The following is a 21,074-nucleotide window of genomic DNA, read 5'->3' on the forward strand; positions in this document are numbered from 1 at the left end:
ATGTCGGAAACGGACGCTAGCCCGGCAGGAACATCGGAAACGACACCCCGAGCGACCACGCCAGGATCAGGCCGAGACCGAGGCCTTCGGCCATCGGCGAGCAGGTCCTGCGACCGACACAGCCGCCGATCAGTCCGAACACGATGAAGAACAGCACGATCACGGGGATGATGATGAGCAGGAAGAACAGCCGCTTGAGGTCGAGCGCGACTGCCCCGCCCAACGAGGCCAGGAAGGCGGTGCGGATCCACACGGTGCGCCACAGCGCGGCGTGGCCGCCCCTGTTGGCGATGCAGTCCGCCAGCATGTAGGGCACCGCGCCCATTGCGATCGCTGCGATGATCGGCAGGCGCGCCGCGATCGGCATGAACGAGGCGACGTAGCGGTCGAGCGCGCCACCGAAGCCGCAGATGCCGTAGGCGGCCAGCGCCAGCGCCGCGAGCCAGGCCACGCGGCCGAAGTGAACGCCCTGCGCGCGTAGCAGCGTGAGCGACAGCGTGCCGTACACGAAGAGATGTACGGCGAGGTAGTCGGCGATCAGAACGGGCAGGAAGCGGGTCTCGACGAACCTCAGGACGATCGGTGTCGTCACCGCCGGCACCAGCGTGGCGATCGCAAGACTGCGCAGCGGAATTGTCGGCGGCGGCGCATCACCCTTCGGCAGCAGCTCGGCCAAGGGCCACGCCAGCAGCACGATGCCGGCGAGCAGCAGCGCGATCGCACCGCCAGTCGAAGCGACCGGGCCGCTGCTGGCGCGGCCGAGCGCCCGATCGAGCCAGTCGCGCGCCTCGCGCAGTGCAGTCGTCGAATACAGCACGCTGACGTGTTCGACTCCGGGCGCGACGACGGCGCGGCGTCCGCCATTTGCGGCGGGATCGCCCACGGTATCGCCCTCGCGCGCGGCGGGATCGGCGAGCCGGAGGTTGCGCAGCGCATCCCGGCGCAGGGCCGCCTCCCATTCGCCTGTGATGATCAGCAGATTGCGCGGCGCGCTCGCCGTGACGGCCTCGGAAAACATCGAGATCGCCACCGTCGCCCTGATACGCGGATCGGCCAGCGCCTGGCGGACGATGATGTCGGAAGCCATCGAGTGTCCGAGCAGGGCGACCTGGCCGTCGTTCCCCGGCAGGGACAGCGCGGCGTCGGTGACGCGGCAGATCTCGCGCATCAGCTTCTTCGTCGTGCCGTCGATGCGCGTGACGTCGCCCGACATCGGCGTCGGATTGCGGCCATGTCCCTCGAAGTCGAACGAGACCGCGACATAGCCCGCGCGTGCCAATGTCAGCGCATAGGCCTCCATGAACTGGCGTGAGCCCGCAAAGCCGTGGGCAATGACGACCACGGGCGCCGCAGCCGCGTCGTCGCGCCGATAGATGGTGATGGGGGTGGTGCCTGCCTGCAGCGGGGTGATCGTGATGCCCGCGCGCTCGGCTTCGAGGCGCCAGATCCCGGCGACGCAGAGCGCGAGGCCGGCGAGCGCTGCGGCCAGCAGGGCTGCCCCGCGCAAACCGATGGCGTCTCGTCTGCGCGGCGCAGCGTCCATGATCGGCTCCGTTTGCAGCCGAAACTAGCGCAGGAATTGGTGCGGTAACAGCGACGGCGCAGGCGAGCGGCACCGGCGCAATCGAACGAAACGCACGCCGCTTCGTTGACAACGCCGCCGGAGCGATATTCGGTGACCCCCGTTCAGCGGCGACAAGGAGGATGCATGAAACCGGAAGTCATCTGCCTGATGGCGTCGAGCGTCGACGGCCGGACCCTGCCGAGCCGCTGGCGTCCGAAGGGATCGGGCGATTTGTTCGAGCAGGTGCATGACCGGCTCGGCGGCGACGCCTGGCTGATCGGCCGCGTCACCGGCCAGGAGTTCGCCAAGGGCTCGGCCTATCCGGCCGAGACGACGGAGCAATTCCCGCGCACCCATTGGATCGCGCGCCGCGATGCCAAGGCCTACGGCATCGTGCTCGATCCCCATGGCAAGATCTGCTGGGGTCGCTCCGACATCGGCGGCGATCCGATCGTCGTCGTGCTGACCGAGGCCGTGTCGGATGCGCATCTTTCGGGACTGCGCGGCGAGGGCGTCTCCTACGTCTTCGCCGGCCAGGCGAAGCTCGATCTTTCGCGCGTGCTCGAGATCGTCGCGCAGGAGCTCGGCGTGAAGCGCCTGCTGCTCGAAGGCGGCGGCGGCGCCAACGGCGCGTTCCTTCGCGCGGGCCTGGTCGACGAGTTCAACCTCGTTCTGTGTCCGGCAGTGGATGGCGCCAAGGGGGCGCCGAGCGTGTTCGATTCGACGGAAGCCGAGTCCGGCGAGCGTGCCCCGATCACGGCCATGACGCTCGAAAGCAGCACGGCGCTGGAGGGCGGCGCGCTGTGGCTGCGCTACAAGATCACCAACGGCTCGGCCTTGCCGGCCCAGGCAAGTCATGGCTGAGCGGCGAATGCACATCATCATCGTCGGGGCCGGTGCCGCGGGCCTGATGGCGGCGCGCGAACTGGCCCGCGCAGGCCAGCAGGTGACACTGCTGGAGGCGCGCGACCGCTGCGGCGGGCGCATCCATCCGCTGCCTGCGAGCAGGTTCGGATATCGCGCGGATGCCGGTGCGGAATTCATCCATGGCGAGGCGCCCGTCACCCACGCGCTGATGGCCGAGGCGGGGCTCACCTCGACGCCGGTCGATGGCGCGCGCTGGTACGTGACGGATGGCGCGTTCTCGCGCGAGGATCCCGCTGATCGGGAGATGCGCCGGTTGCACGGCGTGGCGCGGCAGCTCGACGAGGATATGACCGTGACGGCGCTGCTCGATCGGCATTTCGCCGGCGCGGAGTTTGCCGCCCTGCGCAAGTCGGTCTTGGGGATGGTGCAGGGCTATGACGCGGCCGATCCCGGTCGTGCCAGCGTGTTCGCGCTGCGCGACGAATGGATGGGCGGCGACCGCGGCGCTCAGGCGCGCATCGTCGGCGGCTACGCGGCGCTGCTCGATCATCTCCTGGCGGAGTGCCGGGCGCATGGCGTGGCGATGCTGCTCGAGGCGGTGGTCCGCGCGGTGGAGAGCTCCGATGATGGTGTCGTCGTGCGCTTGGCTGACGGCCGTGCGCAGCGCGGCGATCTCGTCATCCTGACCGTGCCGCTGCCGCTGCTGCGAACCATCGCGCTGCCGCCGGCCATGCGCCCGCAATTGGCCGCAGCCGAAACCATCGGCTTCGGCAACGTCATCAAGCTGCTGCTGCGCTTCGAGCGTCGCTGGTGGCGAGAGGCCCGGACCGAGGACCTTTCCGACATGCTGTTCGTGCTGTCCGATGCCGACGTGCCGGTGTGGTGGACGCAGCATCCGAACGATGACGCGGTGCTGACCGGCTGGCTCGCCGGGCCGCCGGCCGGCGCCTTTGCCGCGTGCGACGAGGCCGCGCTGATCGAAAACGGGCTTTCGGCGCTCGCAGACGTCTTCGTACAGCCGGCGGGCTTGCTGAAGCAGCAGCTCGTCGCGTCGCATGTCACGGATTGGGCGAAGGATCCGTTCGCGCGCGGAGCCTATTCCTATGCGACGCTGACATCCCACGAGGCGCAGGATACGCTTTCGCGTCGGGATGGCGGACGGGTGCTGATCTCCGGCGAAGCGCTGTATCGCGGACGCGACATGGGAACGGTCGAGGCGGCGCTGGCGAGTGGGCAACAAACGGCGCGGCGCATCCTTGCGATGTGATCGAGCCGTGTTCGACACGTTGCGCCCGTGCGCCCACGGCGCTAGCATTCGCCGGTCACCATGGAGAGGATCACCATGCTCGACCACGTCGGCTTCCCTGTCTCCGACTTCGCCCGCGCCAAGGCGTTCTATGCGGCCGCCCTGGCGCCGCTCGGCTATGTCCTGATGATGGAGATCACCGACGCGCAGACCGGCGGCCATGGTGATCACGCCGGCTTCGGCGACGGCCGTCCGGATTTCTGGATCGGCACCGGCGGGACGGCCGCGACCTCGACGCATGTCGCGTTCCACGCCAAGGATCGCGCCACGGTCGATGCGTTCTATCAAGCGGCGATCGCCGCAGGCGGAATGGACAACGGCGCGCCTGGACTGCGGCCGCATTATCACGAGAACTATTACGGCGCGTTCGTGCGCGACGCCGACGGCAACAACATCGAGGCGGTGTGCCACGCGCCGGCGTGAGGGCCGCTCACCCCTCGGGATGAGTCAGGCCATCACCGGCATGTGCTCGGCGGCCGCGGCCAAGCTCGGCGCGACCACGATCTCGAGCTGCTGGCGCAGCCAGCGGTGCATCGGATCTTCGTGGTGGCGCAAGTGCCAGACCATGTACATCGGCATCGCCGGGCAGGGGACGGGCACCGGCGCCACCGCCAGGCCGCGCAGCATGTAGGCGCGCAGCAGGCTCGGCAGGGTCGCGATCATGCGGCTGCCGCGCAGGAACGGGCCGATGCCGCCGAAGCCCGGCACCTGCGCCGCGAACCGCCTGACGAGGCCGCGCTCGGCCAGGACCTCGTCGATGTCGAGCCGGCGCCGCGGCTCGTACAGTACCGTGACATGGTCGCTGGCGAGATAGTCCTCCAGGCTCTGCGGCGGCTCGCGCTGGCTCGCATCGTAGAACACGCGATAGCTGTCCTCGAACAGCCGCTTCTGCAGGATGTCGCTGCCCTCGGGCGGTCGCGGCGTGATGATGAGCTGACAGTGCTCCTCGCGCAGCATTTCCGGCGTCGGTGCGCCGGAAGGGATCACGCGCAGGCTGAGGCCCGGCGCCTGCGCGCGGGCATAGCGCAGCAGCGACGGCAGCAGCAGGTCGCGCTGCAGATCATTGGCCGCGATCGTCACCTGCGCGGAGATTTTCGCCGGCTCGAACGCAGCGGTGTGCGAGAAGCTCCGGAGATCGTCGAGCAGCGCGCGGGCGCGCAGCGCCAGGAGCTGCGCATGCGCGGTCGGCACGATGCCGCGGCCGGACTTCACGAACAGCGGATCTCCGGTGATCGTGCGCAGCTTGTCGAGCAGATGGCTGACGGCCGACTGCGTGACTCCGAGCCGCTGTGCCGCGCGGGTGACCGAGCCTTCCTCGATGACGGCGAGCAGGAGCTGCAGCAGGTGGCCGTCGAGGTCCAAATGATCGAATTGGCTCATGGATCGGATCGGTCGCGCGGCCTTTATTGACGGTGTCTGTCGGCGATACTGGCGGGCACGAACGGCGCCGCGTTTGATCCAGATCAAGCGCGGCCGTCCGAAACACGCCCAGGGGAGGCTCAGATGTCCGCCACGTCAGCCCGGCAGCCCGTGCCCGGCACCACCATCTTCGACGGCGAGCAGGCCCGCAAAGGCTACGCCCTCAACAAGATGTGCTACTCGTTCAACGATGCCGCCAACCGCAAGGCCTTCGTCGCCGACGAGGACGGCTATTGCGCCAAATACGGCCTCAATGCACAGCAGCGCGCGGCGATCAGGAACCGCAACGTGCTGGAGCTGATCGAGGCCGGCGGCAACGCCTACTACCTCGCCAAGTTCGCCGGCATCTTCGGGCTCGACATGCAGGACATCGGCGCGCAGCAGACCGGGCTGACGAAAGAGCAGTTCAAGGCCAAGCTTCTGGCGGCGAGGGGGTAATCGTCATGGCAAAGATCGTCGGTTGCATCACCACCTCGCACGTTCCGGCCATTGGCGGCGCGATCGCCAAGGGCCTGCAGCAGGATCCGTATTGGAAACCGTTCTTCGACGGCTTCCCGCATGTCCGCGAGTGGCTCGCCAAGGTCAAACCCGATGTGGTCGTGCTCGTCTATAACGACCATGGCCTCAACTTCTTCCTCGACAAGATGCCGACCTTCGCGGTCGGCGCGGCCGACAGCTACAGCAATGCCGACGAGGGCTGGGGCATTCCGCAGACCGCGCCGTTCAAGGGTGACAGCGAATTGTCCTGGCATTTGATCGAGCACCTGGTGAAGGAGGATTTCGACCTCACCACCTGCCAGGAGATGGTGGTCGATCACGCCTTCACACTGCCGATGGCGCTATGCTGGCCCGATCAGAAATGGCCGGTGCGGGTGGTGCCCGTGGTCGTCAACACGGTGCAGGCGCCGCTGCCGTCGGCCGCGCGCTGCTACAAGCTCGGCCAGGCGCTGGCGCGGGCGATTCAATCCTGGCCGAAGGACGAGCGCGTCGTCGTGATGGGCACCGGCGGCCTGTCGCATCAGCTCGACGGCGAGCGTGCCGGCTTCATCAACAAGGATTTCGACGAGAAGTTCATGGCCAGCATGGTCGACGATCCCGCCTGGGCGACGAAGTATTCGACCACCGAGCTGGTCGAGCTGTCGGGCACCCAGGGCGTCGAATTGCTGAACTGGATGGTCGCGCGCGGCACCCTGCCGGAGAAGGTCCGCAAGGAGCACGCCAACTATCATATCCCGATCTCCAACACGGCGACGGGACTGATGGTGCTGGAGCCGGTGTAGGGCCCCTGCGAGAGTCTTTTTCGGAAGGCGACGACTGAGAGCCGTTCCGCCAACGATGATCACGCGGTATGGGTCCCGGCGAACGCCGGACCCGTACCGCGGATGCTATCGAGGGATGTGGCTGTCAGGGGCCCCCTTCGACCGACTTCCGTGCGGTTGCCCTTACCCCGCTCCCTCTCGCCGTGAAGAACGGTGAGAGGGAGCGCAGCGTCTGGGCGGCGCGAGCACGGATATCAATTCCGGCTGCCACGGCTCCGCTCCTGGCTGATGTCGATGTCAGCTCGCCGTGCCCTCGTCGCCCTGGATATCGGCGATGGCGCGGGTGAGGATGTCGCTGACACGCTTCGCTTCCGCGTCGCTCCAGCCCTGCCGGTGCATCTTGAGCGCCATCTTTAGCGTCTGCACGCTCTGCAGCACCGGCTCCGGCGGGCGCATGCCGCCCATGGTGCGGGCCATGATCCGCAGCCGGCTCAGCAGGCCATCGATGGCGGCTTCATCCTCTTTCAGCGCCTGACGGCCGGCGTCGGTGATCGCGAACAGCTTCTTGCCGCCCTCGGCCGATGCCGCTTCGATCTGGCCCATGTCCTCGAGCAGATTGAGGATCGGATAGACCGAGCCCGGGCTCGGCGAGTACGCGCCGCCGACCAACTGTTCGACCGCCTTGATCAGCTCATAGCCATGGCGCGGCTTCTCACCGATCAGCCACAGCAGCAGGCTGCGCAGATCGCCGGGACCGAAGAAGCGGCCGCCGCCGCCACGCCCGAACTCCTCGCGACCGCCGCGGCGGCCACGCTCGAACAGGCCGGCCGCCCGCGGGCCGAATCCGCCGCCGCGCCCGCCCATGCGCATCTCCTCGCAGGCTTCGTCGAAGCCGCGCCCTCCATGACGTCCGCGATGTCCCCAGCCGCGCTCCTGGTTGTCGTCGTCTCTGCGGGAGGGGCCAAATGTCCAATGATGATGTCTCATACGATATGGTCTCCGTTTCGTACGAACGATATATCGTTTATATGTTTCGTTTGTCAACCGTGACCGATGCAGGTTTCCGAATCTGCAAATAACGCACTGATTTCACGCGATTTATGGGATTGCCTCGGTCACGCGACCCGCGACCTCGTGCGCCGTGCCGCGATGCGCAATCAGCGCATAGGCGACGGGGACCACGAACAGCGTGAACAGGGTGCCGATCGCGAGTCCGGTCGCGATCACGAGCCCCATGTTGAAGCGGGACACCGCACCGGCGCCGCTCGCCGTGATCAGCGGGATCACGCCGAGCACCATCGCCGCCGTGGTCATCAGGATCGGCCGCAGCCGGACGGTCGCCGCTTCGATGATCGCCTCGGTGCGGTCCTTGCCCTGTTCGCGCAGCTCGTTTGCGACCTCGACCATCAGGATGCCGTGCTTGCTGACGAGGCCCATCAGGGTGACCAAGCCGACCTGGGTGTAGATGTTGATGCTGGCGCCGCCGATGCCGAGGCTGATGAAGATCAGCGCGCCGGCCAGCGACATCGGCACCGACACCAGGATGATGATCGGATCGACGAAGCTGTTGAACAAGGCGGCGAGCGCCAGGAAGATGATGATCAGCGCGAACACGAAGGTGGTGACGAAGCCGCCAGATTCCTGCATCAGCTGCCGCGACGCGCCGCCATAGTCGACCGAGTAACCCGATGGCAGCGACTTCGCGATCTCCTTCAAGGTGGCGAGCGCGTCGCCCATCGCGATACCCGGCATCGCCACGCCGGAGATGGTCGCCGCGTTGATCTGCTGGAAGTGATTGAGCGACTCAGGGATCGTCTTGTGCTCGAGCCGGGCCACGGTCGACAGCGGCACCATGGAATTGCCGCCGGCGCGGATCGAATAGTCGAGCAACTGCGAGTCGGTCAGACGATCGTTCTGCCGCACCTGCGGGATCACCTTGTAGGAGCGGCCCTCCAGGCTGAAATAGTCGAGGTAGTTGCCGCCCAGCATGGTCGCGAGCGCGCCGCCGAGATCGCTCATCTTGAGGCCGAGATCGGCAGCCTTGTCGCGATCGAACACCACGGTGGTCTGCGGCTTGTCGATCTTCAGGTCGCTGTCGAGGAAGATGAAGCGGCCGCTCGCCAGCGCCTTGGCCATGAAATCGCGCGACACGTCGTTGAGCTCGCCGAACGCGCCGGTGGTGCCGATCACGAACTGGACCGGCAGGCCGTTGCTGCCCGGCAGCGGCGAGGGCTGGAACGCGACGGAACGCGCGCCGGCGATGCCATTCAGGAGCTGCTGGAATTCCGGCTGCAAGGTGCTGGTCGTCGCCTTGCGCTGATCCCAGGGCTTGAGCACCCAGCCGCCGATCACCTGCGTCGAGGTGTCGATCTGGAACACGGTGCGCGTCTCCGGCCGCTGGGCAATCAGGCCGTACAGTTGCTGGCCGTAGAACTGGCGCTGCTCGAGCGTGGCCGAGGGCGCGGAATTCGTCAGCGACAGCACGATGCCCTGGTCCTCGTCCGGCGCGAGCTCGCTGGTGGAGCTGACATAGAGCCAGGGGATCATCGCCAGCAGCAGCAGCGCGAACACCACGACCACCGGCTTGGTCGCGAACACGCTTTCGAGCCCGCGGCGATAGCTCTGTGCGAGCCGTTCGAGCACGTGGTCGATCGCACGCACCAGCCGCGCCTCGAGCGTGGTGGCGTCGCGCTCGGTCCGGCGCAGCAGCCAGGCGCAGTTCATCGGCGAAAGCGTCAGCGCGATCACCGCCGAGACGGTGACGGCGCCGGCGAGCGTGAAGGCGAATTCGGTGAACAGCGCGCCGGTGAGGCCGCCCTGGAAGCCGACGGGTACGTAGACCGCGATCAGCACCACGGTCATCGCGATGATCGGGCTCGCCAGCGCGCGCGCCGACTGGATGGCAGCCTCGACCGGCGGCACACCCTCGTCGATCAGGCGGTGGACGCTCTCGACCACGATGATGGCGTCGTCGACGACCAGGCCGATCGCGAGCACCAGCGCCAGCAAGGTCAGCAGGTTGATGGAGAAGCCCATCAGCAGCATCAGGCCGAAGGTGCCGATCAGCGATAGCGGAATGGCGATCACCGGGATCAGCACCGAGCGCCACGAGCCCAGGAACATGAAAACCACGACGATCACGATCCCGATCGCCTCCACCAGCGTATGGATCACCTCGTCGATGGAGGAGTTCACGAAGTCGGTGGAGTCGTAGAGGATCTCGCTGGTGATGCCGTTCGGCAGCTGTCGCTGCAGCTCCGGATAAACCGCCTTCACGCCGTTGACGACGTCGAGCAGGTTCGCCGTTGGCGCCACCTGGATGCCGATGTAGACTGCGGTCTTTCCGTTGAAGCGCGTCGCGCTGTCGTAGTCGTCATTGCCGAGCGTGACATTGGCGACATCGCGCAGGCGGATGATGGCGCCATTGACCTGCTTGACGACGAGATTGCGGTATTGCTCCAGCGAATGCAGGTTGGTCGCGGCGGCGAGATCGACCTGCACGAGGCGGCCCTTGGTGGTGCCGAGCCCGGAGATGTAGTCGTTGCCCGACAGCGCCGTCGATACGTCGGTTGCCGTCAGGCCATAGGCCGCAAGCTTGTCGGGGTCGAGCCAGGCGCGCAGCGCGAATTTCTTGGCGCCGAGCAGTTCGGCGGTCTGCACCCCGGAGACCGCCTGCAGCTTCGGCTGTACCACGCGGGCGAGGTAGTCGGTGATCTGGTTCGGCGCCAGCACGTCGCTGGCGAAGCCGATATACATCGAGTCGATGGTCTGCCCGACCTTCAAGGTCAGGGTCGGCTGCTGCGTGCCTGTCGGCAGCTGGTTCAGCACCGAGTTCACCTTGGCGTTGATCTCGGTCATCGCCTTGCCGGAATCGTAGTTGAGCCGCAGGTTCACGGTGATGGTGCTGCTGCCGGTGACGCTGGTCGACGTCATGTAGTCGATGCCGTTGGCCTGCGCGATCGCGTTCTCCAGCGGCGTCGTGATAAATCCGGCGATGATGTCGGAATCGGCGCCTGCATAGGCGGTGCTCACCGTGACGATCGCGTTCTGCGTGCGCGGATATTGCAGGATCGCGAGCGTCGTCATCGAACGCAGGCCGAGCACGAGAATGAGGGCGCTGACCACGAGCGCCAGCACCGGCCGGCGGATGAAGATGTCTGTGAAACGCATAGTGATGACTCTGATGGGGGGCGGGCTGGCCGGATTATTGGTCGACGACATCCGGCGCGGCTTCCGCGACCGGCACGTGCGAATTGTCGATTCTCACCGGGCTGCCGTTGCGCAGCTTGATCTGTCCCGCGATCACCACCGTCTCGCCCGGCTTGATGCCGTCGGTGATCGCGATCCGGTCGCCCTTGGCCGGCTTGCTCTTCACGAACGTCTGCCGCGCCTTGCCCTCGCCGTCCTTGAGATCGTCGACCACGTAGACGAGATCGCCATAGGGATTGCTGACGATCGCTGTCAGCGGCAGCGTGACGAGCTGTTCGGGCTTGCCGGTCGCGATCTCGACCTTGGCGAACATGCCCGGCAGCAACCGCGTCGCATCGTTGTGCAGGGTGGCGCGAATCTGGACGTTGCGGCTCGTCGAATCGACCTTGGCGTTGATCGCGGAGATCTGACCGGTGAAGCGTTCGCCGGGATAGGCGTCGACGGCGATTCCGACGTCCTGGCCGATCCGAATGTCGGCGAGCGACTGCTGCGGCAGATAGAAATCGACGAAGATCGGATCGAGGCTCTGCAGGGTGACAATGGTGGTGCCGGCGCCGAGATACTGCCCGAGATCGACGGCGCGGATGCCGAGCCGGCCGGCGAACGGCGCCTTCAGGGTCTTCTGCTCGACGATCGCCTTCTGCTGCGTCACCAGGGCCTGCGCGTTCTTCAGGTTGGCGCGATCGCTGTCGAGCGTGGCCTGGCTGACCGCGTTGAACTTGATCTGCTCCTCGTCACGCTTGACGACGATGGCATAGTTCTCGGCAGTCGCCTGCAGCGACTGCAGCTTGGCGACGTCATCGGTCGCGACCAGCTGCAGCAATTGCTGGCCGGCTTCGACGGTGTCGCCCGAATTGAACTGGATGCCCTGCACGATGCCTGCGGCCTGCAGCGCCAGATCGGCGCCGTTGACGGCGCGCAGCGAGCCGACCGCGGTGAGGTTGGAGCGCCATGGTGCGGTCGCCGCAACGACCGTCGAGATCGTCTGCGGCGGGTTGGCCATGGCGCCGATCGCCTTGGCGATCATGATGCCCTTGAATGTCTGAAAGCCGTAGAGGCCGCCGAACAGCACCGCCATGGCGGCCAGCATGATCGTCATGCGTTTCTTCATTACATTGCTTCCTGGGTCGTACGATTGGGACCGGCGAAGTAGCCGGGATTGGCGCGGGGCAGCGCCGCCGGGGTCTCGTCCTGGCGATTCCACCAGCCGCCGCCGAGCGCCTGGAACAGCGCCGCGGTGTCGCTGAAGCGCGTGGCCTGCGACTTGATGCGGGAGACGCGTGCGTTGAGATAGGATTGCTGCGCGTTGATGACGTTGGCGTAGGGCACCGCGCCGCTCCTGAACTGCTCGACCGCCATGGCGAGACTGTCGGCGGTGGCCTTCTCGGCGGCGGCCTGGGCCTTCAGCGCCTCGGCGTCGTACTGGATGGCGCGCAGCGAATCCGCGACATTCTGGAACGCCGTGATGACGGTGCTCTTGTAGAGCGACAGATCCTGCTCGAAGGTGGCGACGTCCGCCTCCTTGGTGTGATACAGCGTGCCGCCGTCGAGCAGCTTCTGGCTGACGCTCGAGGCCGCATCCCACACGATGGTCGTCGGCGAGAACAGCCGGCCCGGTCCGCTTGCGCCGTAGCTGCCCGACAGCGTCACCTGCGGCAGCAGATTGGCGACGCCGACGCCGACCGTCGCTGTGGCCTGGTGCAGCGTGGCCTCGGCCTGCCGGATGTCGGGACGCTGCCGGACGAGCGAGGAGGGCAGTGACATCGGCAGTTTGCGCGGCAGCCGCAGCTCCGCGAGGGTCACATGCTCGCCGCGATCCTGGCTCGGCAGCCGGCCGAGATAGGCCATCAGTTGATTGCGCTGCTGTGCGAGTTGCTTCTGCAGCGGCGCCAAGGTCGCCTTGGCCTGCGCCAGCGTTGCTTCCTGCGCCAGCACGTCGGATTTGGAGATGGCGCCGACGTCAAACTGGTGTTGGATCCGGCCAAGCTGGTCGGTCTCCGCCTTGATGATCTCCTCCGTCGCGGCAATCTGATCGCGCAACGAGGCGTCGCTGATCGCGGCGGTGACGACATTGGCGGTCAGCGACAGATACGTCGCTTCCATCTTGAAGGCCTGGTAGTCGGCCTGCGCCTGCAGCGCCTCCACCTGGCGACGCGTGCCGCCCCATAGGTCGAGCGCGTAGCTGACGCTCACCGACGTGCCATAGAGCGTGTACAGCGAGGTCTGACCAGGCCATTGTCCCTGCTGCGTGCTGGAGGCCTGCGTACGCTCGGCCGAGCCGCTCGCGCTCAGCTGCGGAAACAGCGCGCCCTGCTGCGATAGCGCGTTCTCGCGCGCAGCACGCAGCGCCAATTGTGCGGCTTCGATGTCCGGGTGGTTGCGAATCGCCTCCTCGACGAAGGCGTTGATCTGCCGGGAATGAAACAGCGCCCACCAAGTGCCGGGCAGATCGCCTCCGGGCGCGAAGCTCTGCACATTGCCGCCCGGTGTCGAGGCGCCGGCGGTCGCGGCGAGCCGACGTTCGGCCACATAACCGGTTGCGGCCGGCGCGTCGGGAGACATGAAGTCCGGACCGACGGCGCAGGACGCGAGCAGCATGCTGCAGCCGAGGAGGCCGAGCCGCAAGGGCAGCGCGCTGCATCTCGGGACCAGCCCCAAACAGGCATGAAACATTTTGACATCATCGGACATAAAACTAAACCGTTTCGTTTTCTGTCGCCGACGATGCGTGGCGGTTCCGGCCTAGTCAAGTCACGTTGATGACAAAGCGAGCTTGCTCACAGCTTCACGTCTCGCGCACCGCTGCGCGGCGCCGGCGCTCGTCTGCATCGGGACGCGGGCATGACAGCTCCGAGACGAACGCCGAGAACGCGCCGCTGCCCTTCCCGCGGTGGCGGGCAGCTACGTCGTTTCTCACAATGATCGAAGAAGCGCCGTCGCGCCCACATTGTCCAGGGCAGGCCCGAGCGAAGCAGCGCGTGCAGATCGCGCTGGAAGCCGGCCCGCGGTGCGAGCCGGCGTCTGCAACGTAGCGCTGGTCAGGATGGCATCGAGGATGCGACCACCGGCTTCGCCGGCACGTCGCGCACGCGGCTCGGGCGCCGCAGCCGGCGTTGCGTCCAGATCAGCAGGCCAGTGACCAGCAGCGCGAACAGCGCGACCGAGATCAGAACGTTGGCCGCGCTGCCGATCAGAGACCAGTTGCCTTCATGCAGCAGGCGCGGCCAGTTGCGCGGCAACGCGGAGAGCCCGTCGGACGTGACGGCATAGGCCCTGAGCTCATCGCCCTCGATGATGCGCGCCATCATCCGTCCGCCGCGATTGCCGATCGAGTTCACCGACGACAGGTCGTGGTCCTTGGCGACGATGCTGACGGCGTCAGGCAGCGAGACGCGCTTGGCTGCGGCAGGAGGAGTGCCGCCTGCGAAGGTCAGGCCGAGCTCGAGGCAGAGTCCAGTGAGCGGGCTGAGCAAAATCAGCGGCAGCGTGAACCAGGCCGTGCCCTTGTGCCAGCCGGACAGCGTGTTGCGCAGCCGCGGCAGTCCCATCAGAATGCCGATGATCATGATGCTGATCATGGCGATGGTCGAGATCAGGGTGAGGCCGGGGATTCCGATCAGATGCTCGTGGGTCCTGCGCGCCCACGAGAAGACGCTGGGCATCGCCGGCTTTTCGACGGCGGCACCGGTTGTCATGTCGACCTCGGCGCCCGGCGCCCCCTGCAAGGTCAGATGCTGCGTGGAGGCGTCGATCGACAGACCGCGTGCCTTGCCGTCGGGATCGTATTGCTTGATCAGCGCGACCACGCGCGCCGGATCGACGCTTTGCGGCTTGACGGCGGCGACCTGCGCCATCGGCTCGAAGGAGAGGATCAGCCCGGTCACGATGATGACAAGCAATGGCAGCGCAAAGACGAGGCTGATCCAACGGTGAAGTTTGAGCAGAAGCTGCTTGTTCATGATCGTCTCCGATTGATCGTCTCGCACGCGGTATCATGCGGGACCGTTGTCCGCAGGCGTCTGCTCCGTGAACGTTTCTGATCGTTCTCGCTGGACGACGCCGGGATATCAACCTGTCGTCCGCCGCGCTTCATTAGCTGAGCGCAGCAGCGAGACGAAGGAGATAACTATTAATTTTAGGTCATGCGCCGTTTGATCGGCATCAATGCGGCAGAGGTCGTTTCAGGACTGCTGGGATGATGTCAATTTGTATCAGATGCCGTCTTGCGGCCATCGAGCACCTCGCGCAGGCATGTCGCGTCCAAGCCGTTCTCCCACTTCGCGATGACGATGGTGGCGACTGCATTGCCTATCAGGTTGGTCGGCGTCAGCCCCTGCGACATCAGGCGATGGATGCCGAGCACCAGCGCGACGCTGGCGACCGGAATCGTACCGGTCGCGGCGAGCGTGGCGGCCAGCACGACGAAGGCGGCGCCCGCGATGCCGGCCGCGCCCTTCGACGTCACCAGCAGGATCAGCAGCAGCCCGATCTGGTGGCTGATGTCGAGATGCGTGTTGGTCGCCTGCGCCAGAAACACCGCGGCGGTCGCGAGGTAGAGGCAGGTGCCGTCGAGATTGAACGAATAGCCGGTGGGGATGACGAGACCGACGATGCTGCGTTCGCAGCCAGCGGCTTCGAGCTTCGCCAGCATGCGCGGCAGCACGGTCTCCGATGACGTGGTGGCGATGCAGACCAGCACCTCGTCCCTGATGTAGCGGATCAGCTTCCACAGGCTGAAGCCGGTGAAGGCGGCAATCGGGCCGAGCACGGCGGCGATGAAGATCAGGCAGGTGAGATAGAAGCTGCCGAGCAGCAGGCCGAGCTTGGCCAGCGAGCCCAGACCGAACTTGCCGACGGTGAAGGCGATGGCCCCGAATGCGCCCAGCGGCGCTGCCCACATCACGATCCGAACGACACCGAAGATCATCCGGCCGGCGACATCGATCACGTCCGTCACCGGCTTGGCGCGGTCGCCGAGCCAGATCAGCGCAAAGCCGCACATGACCGAGATGAACAGCACCTGCAGGATATTGCCCTCGGCAAAGGCGCCAACGAAGGTCTGCGGGATGATGTTGAGCAGGAACGGCACGAAGCCGACCGCAGCGGTCTGCTTGACATAGGGCTCGATCGTCGCGGAGTTGATCGTCGCCGGGTCGACGTTCATGCCGACGCCGGGCTGAAACAGGTTCACCGCGGTCAAGCCGATGATCAGCGCCAGCGTCGTGACGGCCTCGAAATAGATCAGCGCCTTGATCGCGACGCGGCCGACCTTGGCCATGTCGGCCATGTGGGCAATGCCGTTGACCACCGTGCAGAAGATGATCGGCGCGATCAGCATCCGGATCGCCTTGATGAAGGCGTCGCCGAGCGGCTGCATCTGGGCGCCCAGATCCGGCTTGATGGCACCGAGCAGGATGCCCGCTGCCATCGCGATCATGACCTGGACCCAAAGCTCCTTCCACCAGCCGCGGCGGGCGCCTGCCTTGCTGTCGGCGGTGAGGGTCGTGGTGGTCATGATCGGTCCTGTTGCTGAAGGGGCGAATTCGCAGCTGGCGGTGACTCAGCTCTTGGGCTCGAACTTGAACAGCCGTTCGGGATTGCTGACAAGCAGCTTTCGCTGCATGGCCGGATCCGGGGCGTAGAGTGGGATCAGATCGACCAGATCGCCGTCATTGGGCATGATCTTGACGTTCGGATGCGGCCAGTCGGTGCCCCAGATGACGCGATCCGGCGCGTTGTCGATCAGCTTGCGGGCGAACGGGACCGCGTCGTGGAACGGGGGGCCGGAGGCCGAAGCGCGCTCGGGACCGGTGATCTTGATCCAGCACTTGTCGTCGCTCGCCTGCAGGTCGAGCAGCGCCTTGAACCCGGCATCGTCGATCCCCTTGGCGGCGCTGATCGTGCCCATGTGGTCGATCACATAGGTGACCGGCAGCGCCTTCAGGATCGGCACGAATTCCTGGATCGTCCCGGCCTCGAGATAAACGTCAACGTGCCAGCCGATCGCCGCGACGCGGTCCACCAGGGTGCGGAAGACGTTCATGTCGCCGACGCCGCCGAGGCGGCGGAGGAAGGCGAACCGGCAGGCGCAGATGCCGGCCTTGCCGAGCGCCGCGAGGTCGGCATCGGACATCGCCGCGTTGATGTTGGCGACGCCCTTGTAGTTGCCGTTGCTCTGCGCGATCGCATCGGTCACGACCCGATTGTCGGTGCCGTGGACGGTGGCGTTGACGATGACGGCGCGCTCGACGCCGATCTTGGCGTGCAGCGCCTGGAACATCTCCAGCGATGCGTCGGGCGGCGTGTAGGGGCGAGTGGGCGAGAATGGATAGGTCGCGGCCGGCCCGAAGATGTGGGTGTGGGTATCGACGCTGCCCGGTGGCGCCCTGAAGCTCGGGGTCTTCGGTGCCGGATCCGGGCCGGCGATGCTGGGGATCTTGGCCTCGTCGGCGGAGAGGGCAGGGCCTCCGAGCACGCTCGCCGCTCCCAGTCCGGCCATGGTGGCCAGCAGGTCTCGTCTCAACATCAGAGCGTCCTCCTCGGGATGGCCGCGGTCACAGGCAGGCGCTGCCCGCCAGGCTCCGGCATCGTTCGTGTTTGCTATCGTCACGCCACGAAGGAGAGGTCGGGCGACCTCTCAACGTGGCGTCGTGATCATGGGGGGGCCGGCTCCCGAGCCGGCGGATCGCTGTGATCCCAGTTGTTCCTGATCGAGGATCTTGCAGCCTCTGCAGCATGACAAGAAGCATTGGGTGAACGGTCAGTTCGCTGGGTTGGACAATGCTCTGCAGTCCAACTGCCAACGTTGCCGAGACCCTCCGTTCGAGCTGCGTTGCAGCGCGTCTGGGCGAGATGGGCTGCTCTTCAACCAGTCTGCGAGAAGGCAGCCCGAGCGCGCCGATCCGCGGAATTGTTCGTGCGGCGGAAAGGTGAGTTGTGTCAAAGCCATGGCGTGCGTTCTGGTCATGCGCCGGCAGCTTCAAGCGCCGTTGTGAAGACCGCACGCGCAATGCTATGCGACAGCAAAGAGAGGCGTGCGGCCGCCGAGACGCCGCGCGCTGTCAGCGCAAAACAACATCGGGCAAAGGAAACACCATGGTCGACGCGCTCATCATCGATGCCTGCAGAACGCCGCGCGGTATTGGCAAAGCCGGCAAGGGCGCGCTCGCCGGGCTGCACCCGCAGCATCTCGGCGCCACCGTGCTGCGTGCGCTGGCCGACCGCACCGGCATCAATACCGGCGATGTCGATGACATCATCTGGGGCTGCTCGTCGCAGCGCGGACCGCAGAGCGGCGATCTCGGCCGCATGTCGGCGCTCGATGCCGGCTACGACATCCGTGCCTCCGGCGTCACGCTCGATCGCTTCTGCGGTTCCGGCATCACCAGCGTCAACATCGCAGCAAGCTCGATCATGGCCGGGCAGGAGGACCTCGTCATCGCCGGCGGCTGCGAGATGATGTCGATGGACGGCCGGCGCGGCGAGGGGCCGCTGATGATGGATGCCGGCAACCTGCATCTGCGCGCGCTGCATCCGCAGTCGCACCAGGGCGTCTGCGCCGACGCCATCGCCACCATGGAAGGCATCACCCGCGCCGACGTCGACGCGCTCGGGCTGGAGAGCCAGAAGCGCGCGGCGGCTGCGATCGCTGCCGGCCATTTCAAGAAGAGTCTGGTGCCGGTGCATCGCGAGGACGGCAGCGTCGCGCTCGACCACGAGGAATACCCCCGGCCGCAGACCACGGCCGAGGCGCTGGCCGGGCTGAAGCCGGCGTTTCCGGCGATCGCCGACTACGCGCTGGACGAGAAGGGTACGACGTATCGCAACCTGATCCTGCAGCGCTATCCCGGCCTCGAGATCGAATTCGTGCATCACGCCGGCAACTCCTCGGGCGTGGTCGACGGTGCGGCGGCGATCCTGCTGGCGTCGCCGTCCTATGCCAAGGCCCATGGCCTGAAGCCGCGGGCACGCGTCGTGGCGATGGCCAATATGGGCGACGACCCGACCCTGATGCTGAACGCCCCGGTGCCGGCGACGCGCAAGGTGCTGGCCAAGGCCGGGCTCAAGCTTGATGACATCGACCTGTTCGAGATCAACGAGGCGTTCGCCGTCGTCGCCGAGAAGTACATCCGCGACCTCGAGCTCGACCGCGCCAAGGTCAATGTGAACGGCGGCTCGATCGCGCTGGGACATCCGATCGGCGCCACCGGTTCCATCCTGATCGGGACGCTGCTCGACGAGCTCGAGCGGCGCGATCTCAAGCGCGGCCTGGTCACGATGTGCGCGGCCGGCGGCATGGCACCCGCGATCGTCATCGAGCGGGTCTGAACGGTACATCTCCTCGATCTGAGGTGCGCGCGCCCGTTGCGGAGATTCCCGCGGCGGGCGCCGTCGTCTTGTGCTCCGGCAATTTGTGATTTTGGCGGTGGCGCAGTTGAGGCGCAGGATCGCGCGAGCCGCGGCGGTTCCACTTTCCGGACCAGTCAACCACGTTTCGACCGGAAAGGAATTCGCGCTTGTTCCGCTAGTTGCGACGGGTTATTGCCACGGCGAGGCCTCATCTTAGAAGAAATGGCTCTCCGTGCTGTCGACGCTGTCGCATATCATCGATCGCAAGGCTTCGAACCGGGTGGTCACGCGGCTGCGGGCACTGCTGCGCAGCAATGAGTTCTACCTGATACCGCTGGCCCTGGTGATCGGCGTTGCGACGGGGGCGATCGTGACGGTGATGAGCCTGATCGCGCAAGTCGCGCATGTGGTCATCTACGGCATCCCGATCGATGTCCGGCTCAGCGCTCATACCTGGGTCAACCCGGTGGTCGCCCTGATCGCGCCCGCCTGCGGCGGCCTTGCGCTCGGCATCATGGAATGGCTGCGGCGGCGCTGGAAGATCGCGGCCGCGGTCGACCCCGTCGAGGCCAATGCGCTGCGCGGCGGACGGCTGTCGATGCGCGACAGCATCGTGGTGAGCGGCCAGACCCTGGTCTCCAACGGCTCCGGCGCGTCGGTCGGGCTCGAGGCCGGCTACACCCAGATCGGCGCCGGCGTCGCCTCGCTGCTCGGGCAGTATCTCACGCTCCGCCGCAACGATATGCGCCTCATTCTCGGCTGCGGTGCGGCCGCCGCCATTGCGGCCGCCTTCGGCGCGCCGATCACGGGGGCGTTCTATGCCTGTGAGCTGATCGTCGGCGTCTACTCCGTCGGCAGCGCGGCGCCGATTCTGGCGGCCTCGCTGGCGGGTGCGCTGACCTCGCAATATCTCGCCGGCGCGCCGTATTCGCTGGAGATCGCCAAGGTCGGCGCGGTCGGCTTCGAGCAATACATCGCGCTGTTCGTCCTGGCGCTGCTCGTCGCCGGCATCGGCATCCTGGTGATGCGCGCCTCGCCGGCGGTCGAGCGGCTGTTCGTCCGGATTCCGGTGTGGCTGCGCCCGGTGATCGGCGGGGTTTGTGTCGGCGCCATGGCGATCGTGACGCCGCAGGTGCTGGCGGCAGGCCACGGCGCAATGCTGCTCGACCTGCATCGCGAGATGGCGGTCGGCATGATCGCCACCATCATCGTGCTCAAGCTCGCCGCCTGCCTGATCTCGCTGGCCTCGGGCTTCCGCGGCGGTCTGTTCTTCGCCTCGCTGTTCGTCGGCAGCCTGCTCGGCAAGCTGTTTGCGGGACTGCTCGCGCTGGCCGGCCTCGGGCTCGCGATCGACCCGCTGGTGGCGATGCTCACCGGCATGGCGACGCTCGGTGTCGCCATCGTCGGCGGGCCGCTGACGATGTCGTTCCTGGTGCTGGAGATGACCCGCAGCGTCGACGTCACGGCCGTCGTGCTGGGCGCTTGCATCGTGACGTCGGTGTGCGTCCGCGTCCTGTTCGGCCACTCGTTCTCGACCTGGCGCCTGCATCTGCGCGGCGAGACCATCCGCAGCGCCAATGACGTCGGCTGGCTGCGCAACCTCACGGTCGAGCGGCTGATGCGCTCCGACGTCGCCAAGGTGCCGACCACGACCAGCATCGCGGCCTGCCGGCGCGAGTTCGCGCTGGGCACGCGCCAGGCCGTGGTGGTGGTGAACAACAGCGACGATTATTGCGGGCTGGTCTCCTTGCCCGATCTGTTCTCGGGCGAATTGGACTCCATCGCCGACGAGATCCAGGTGGTCGAGCTCGCCAAATATTTCGACGTCGCGCTGTTGCCCGAAATGAACGTCAAGACGGCGATGAAGATCTTCGACGATTCCGGCGCCGAAGAGCTGGCGGTGCTGGAATCGGAGAACAGCCGCAAGGTGATCGGCTTCCTGACCGAGTCCTTCGCGCGCCGCCGCTATGTCGAGGAGATCGACCAGGCGACGCGCGGCGTGCTCGGGGCGCTGTCGTGATCGCGTCCCGTCGCCGCGACACGTGATCGCCGGTCCTCGACCGGGGTAGACTGCCGGCCGTTCGAGACGCGCGAGGACCGC

At 66.5% G+C, this 21,074-nt stretch carries 16 protein-coding genes; 7 read left to right on the forward strand and 9 right to left on the reverse strand.

Annotated features, from left to right (window positions below):
• Positions 1 to 16: 16 nt before the first annotated feature.
• Entirely contained in the window at positions 17 to 1,543 is a 1,527-nt protein-coding gene (locus QX073_RS26595) for an alpha/beta fold hydrolase (protein ID WP_316226643.1), read from the reverse strand.
• Positions 1,544 to 1,708: 165 nt separating this feature from the next.
• On the opposite strand from QX073_RS26595, the gene QX073_RS26600 reads away from it, so the two are divergent.
• From QX073_RS26600 to QX073_RS26610, 3 genes are all read left to right on the forward strand, one after another.
• Positions 1,709 to 2,428 (forward strand): RibD family protein, encoded by a 720-nt coding sequence (locus QX073_RS26600; protein WP_316188147.1) that lies wholly within the window; start codon positions 1,709 to 1,711, stop codon positions 2,426 to 2,428.
• Positions 2,421 to 3,698, forward strand: a complete 1,278-nt coding sequence (locus QX073_RS26605) for an NAD(P)/FAD-dependent oxidoreductase (RefSeq protein WP_316226644.1) — start codon at positions 2,421 to 2,423, stop codon at positions 3,696 to 3,698. The genes QX073_RS26600 and QX073_RS26605 overlap by 8 nt, the downstream gene beginning before the upstream one ends.
• Positions 3,699 to 3,773: 75 nt before the next feature.
• A complete protein-coding gene (locus QX073_RS26610; protein ID WP_315715658.1) occupies positions 3,774 to 4,160 on the forward strand; it encodes a VOC family protein in 387 nt (128 codons plus the stop codon).
• Between the two features lie 24 nt (positions 4,161 to 4,184).
• Here the strand turns inward: QX073_RS26610 and QX073_RS26615 are convergent, their stop codons facing one another.
• Positions 4,185 to 5,117 (reverse strand): LysR family transcriptional regulator, encoded by a 933-nt coding sequence (locus QX073_RS26615; RefSeq protein WP_315715659.1) that lies wholly within the window; start codon positions 5,115 to 5,117, stop codon positions 4,185 to 4,187.
• A 123-nt stretch (positions 5,118 to 5,240) separates the two neighbouring features.
• On the opposite strand from QX073_RS26615, the gene QX073_RS26620 reads away from it, so the two are divergent.
• Entirely contained in the window at positions 5,241 to 5,594 is a 354-nt protein-coding gene (locus QX073_RS26620) for a protocatechuate 4,5-dioxygenase subunit alpha (RefSeq protein WP_316226645.1), read from the forward strand.
• A gap of 5 nt (positions 5,595 to 5,599) precedes the next feature.
• A complete protein-coding gene (locus tag QX073_RS26625; RefSeq protein ID WP_315751971.1) occupies positions 5,600 to 6,436 on the forward strand; it encodes a class III extradiol dioxygenase family protein in 837 nt (278 codons plus the stop codon).
• A 276-nt stretch (positions 6,437 to 6,712) separates the two neighbouring features.
• On the opposite strand, the gene QX073_RS26630 is transcribed toward QX073_RS26625, so the two are convergent.
• The 7 genes from QX073_RS26630 to QX073_RS26660 form a co-directional block, all read right to left on the reverse strand.
• Positions 6,713 to 7,402: a PadR family transcriptional regulator gene (locus tag QX073_RS26630; protein ID WP_316226646.1), complete on the reverse strand. Its 690-nt coding sequence runs from the start codon at positions 7,400 to 7,402 to the stop codon at positions 6,713 to 6,715.
• 111 nt (positions 7,403 to 7,513) lie between these two features.
• Positions 7,514 to 10,585, reverse strand: coding sequence for an efflux RND transporter permease subunit (locus tag QX073_RS26635; RefSeq protein WP_316226647.1), 3,072 nt, complete (start codon positions 10,583 to 10,585; stop codon positions 7,514 to 7,516).
• Positions 10,586 to 10,619: 34 nt separating this feature from the next.
• Positions 10,620 to 11,735, reverse strand: coding sequence for an efflux RND transporter periplasmic adaptor subunit (locus QX073_RS26640; protein WP_316164314.1), 1,116 nt, complete (start codon positions 11,733 to 11,735; stop codon positions 10,620 to 10,622).
• Entirely contained in the window at positions 11,735 to 13,297 is a 1,563-nt protein-coding gene (locus QX073_RS26645) for an efflux transporter outer membrane subunit (RefSeq protein WP_316226648.1), read from the reverse strand. Before QX073_RS26645 ends, QX073_RS26640 begins: the two co-directional genes overlap by 1 nt.
• Positions 13,298 to 13,662: 365 nt before the next feature.
• Complete coding sequence (locus QX073_RS26650) at positions 13,663 to 14,583, reverse strand: PepSY-associated TM helix domain-containing protein (protein WP_315715666.1); 921 nt, start codon at positions 14,581 to 14,583, stop codon at positions 13,663 to 13,665.
• A 242-nt stretch (positions 14,584 to 14,825) separates the two neighbouring features.
• Complete coding sequence (gene dctA / locus QX073_RS26655; protein WP_315715667.1) at positions 14,826 to 16,139, reverse strand: C4-dicarboxylate transporter DctA; 1,314 nt, start codon at positions 16,137 to 16,139, stop codon at positions 14,826 to 14,828.
• Between the two features lie 45 nt (positions 16,140 to 16,184).
• Entirely contained in the window at positions 16,185 to 17,150 is a 966-nt protein-coding gene (locus QX073_RS26660; RefSeq protein ID WP_315715668.1) for an amidohydrolase family protein, read from the reverse strand.
• Positions 17,151 to 17,719: 569 nt separating this feature from the next.
• Here QX073_RS26660 and QX073_RS26665 point away from each other — a divergent pair.
• Both QX073_RS26665 and QX073_RS26670 read left to right on the forward strand, forming a co-directional pair.
• Entirely contained in the window at positions 17,720 to 18,952 is a 1,233-nt protein-coding gene (locus QX073_RS26665) for an acetyl-CoA C-acetyltransferase (RefSeq protein WP_316226649.1), read from the forward strand.
• A 253-nt stretch (positions 18,953 to 19,205) separates the two neighbouring features.
• Positions 19,206 to 20,993 (forward strand): chloride channel protein, encoded by a 1,788-nt coding sequence (locus QX073_RS26670; protein ID WP_316226650.1) that lies wholly within the window; start codon positions 19,206 to 19,208, stop codon positions 20,991 to 20,993.
• Positions 20,994 to 21,074 lie beyond the last annotated feature (81 nt).

It is taken from the genome of Bradyrhizobium sp. SZCCHNS3052 (genome assembly GCF_032484495.1).
Lineage (GTDB): Bacteria > Pseudomonadota > Alphaproteobacteria > Rhizobiales > Xanthobacteraceae > Bradyrhizobium.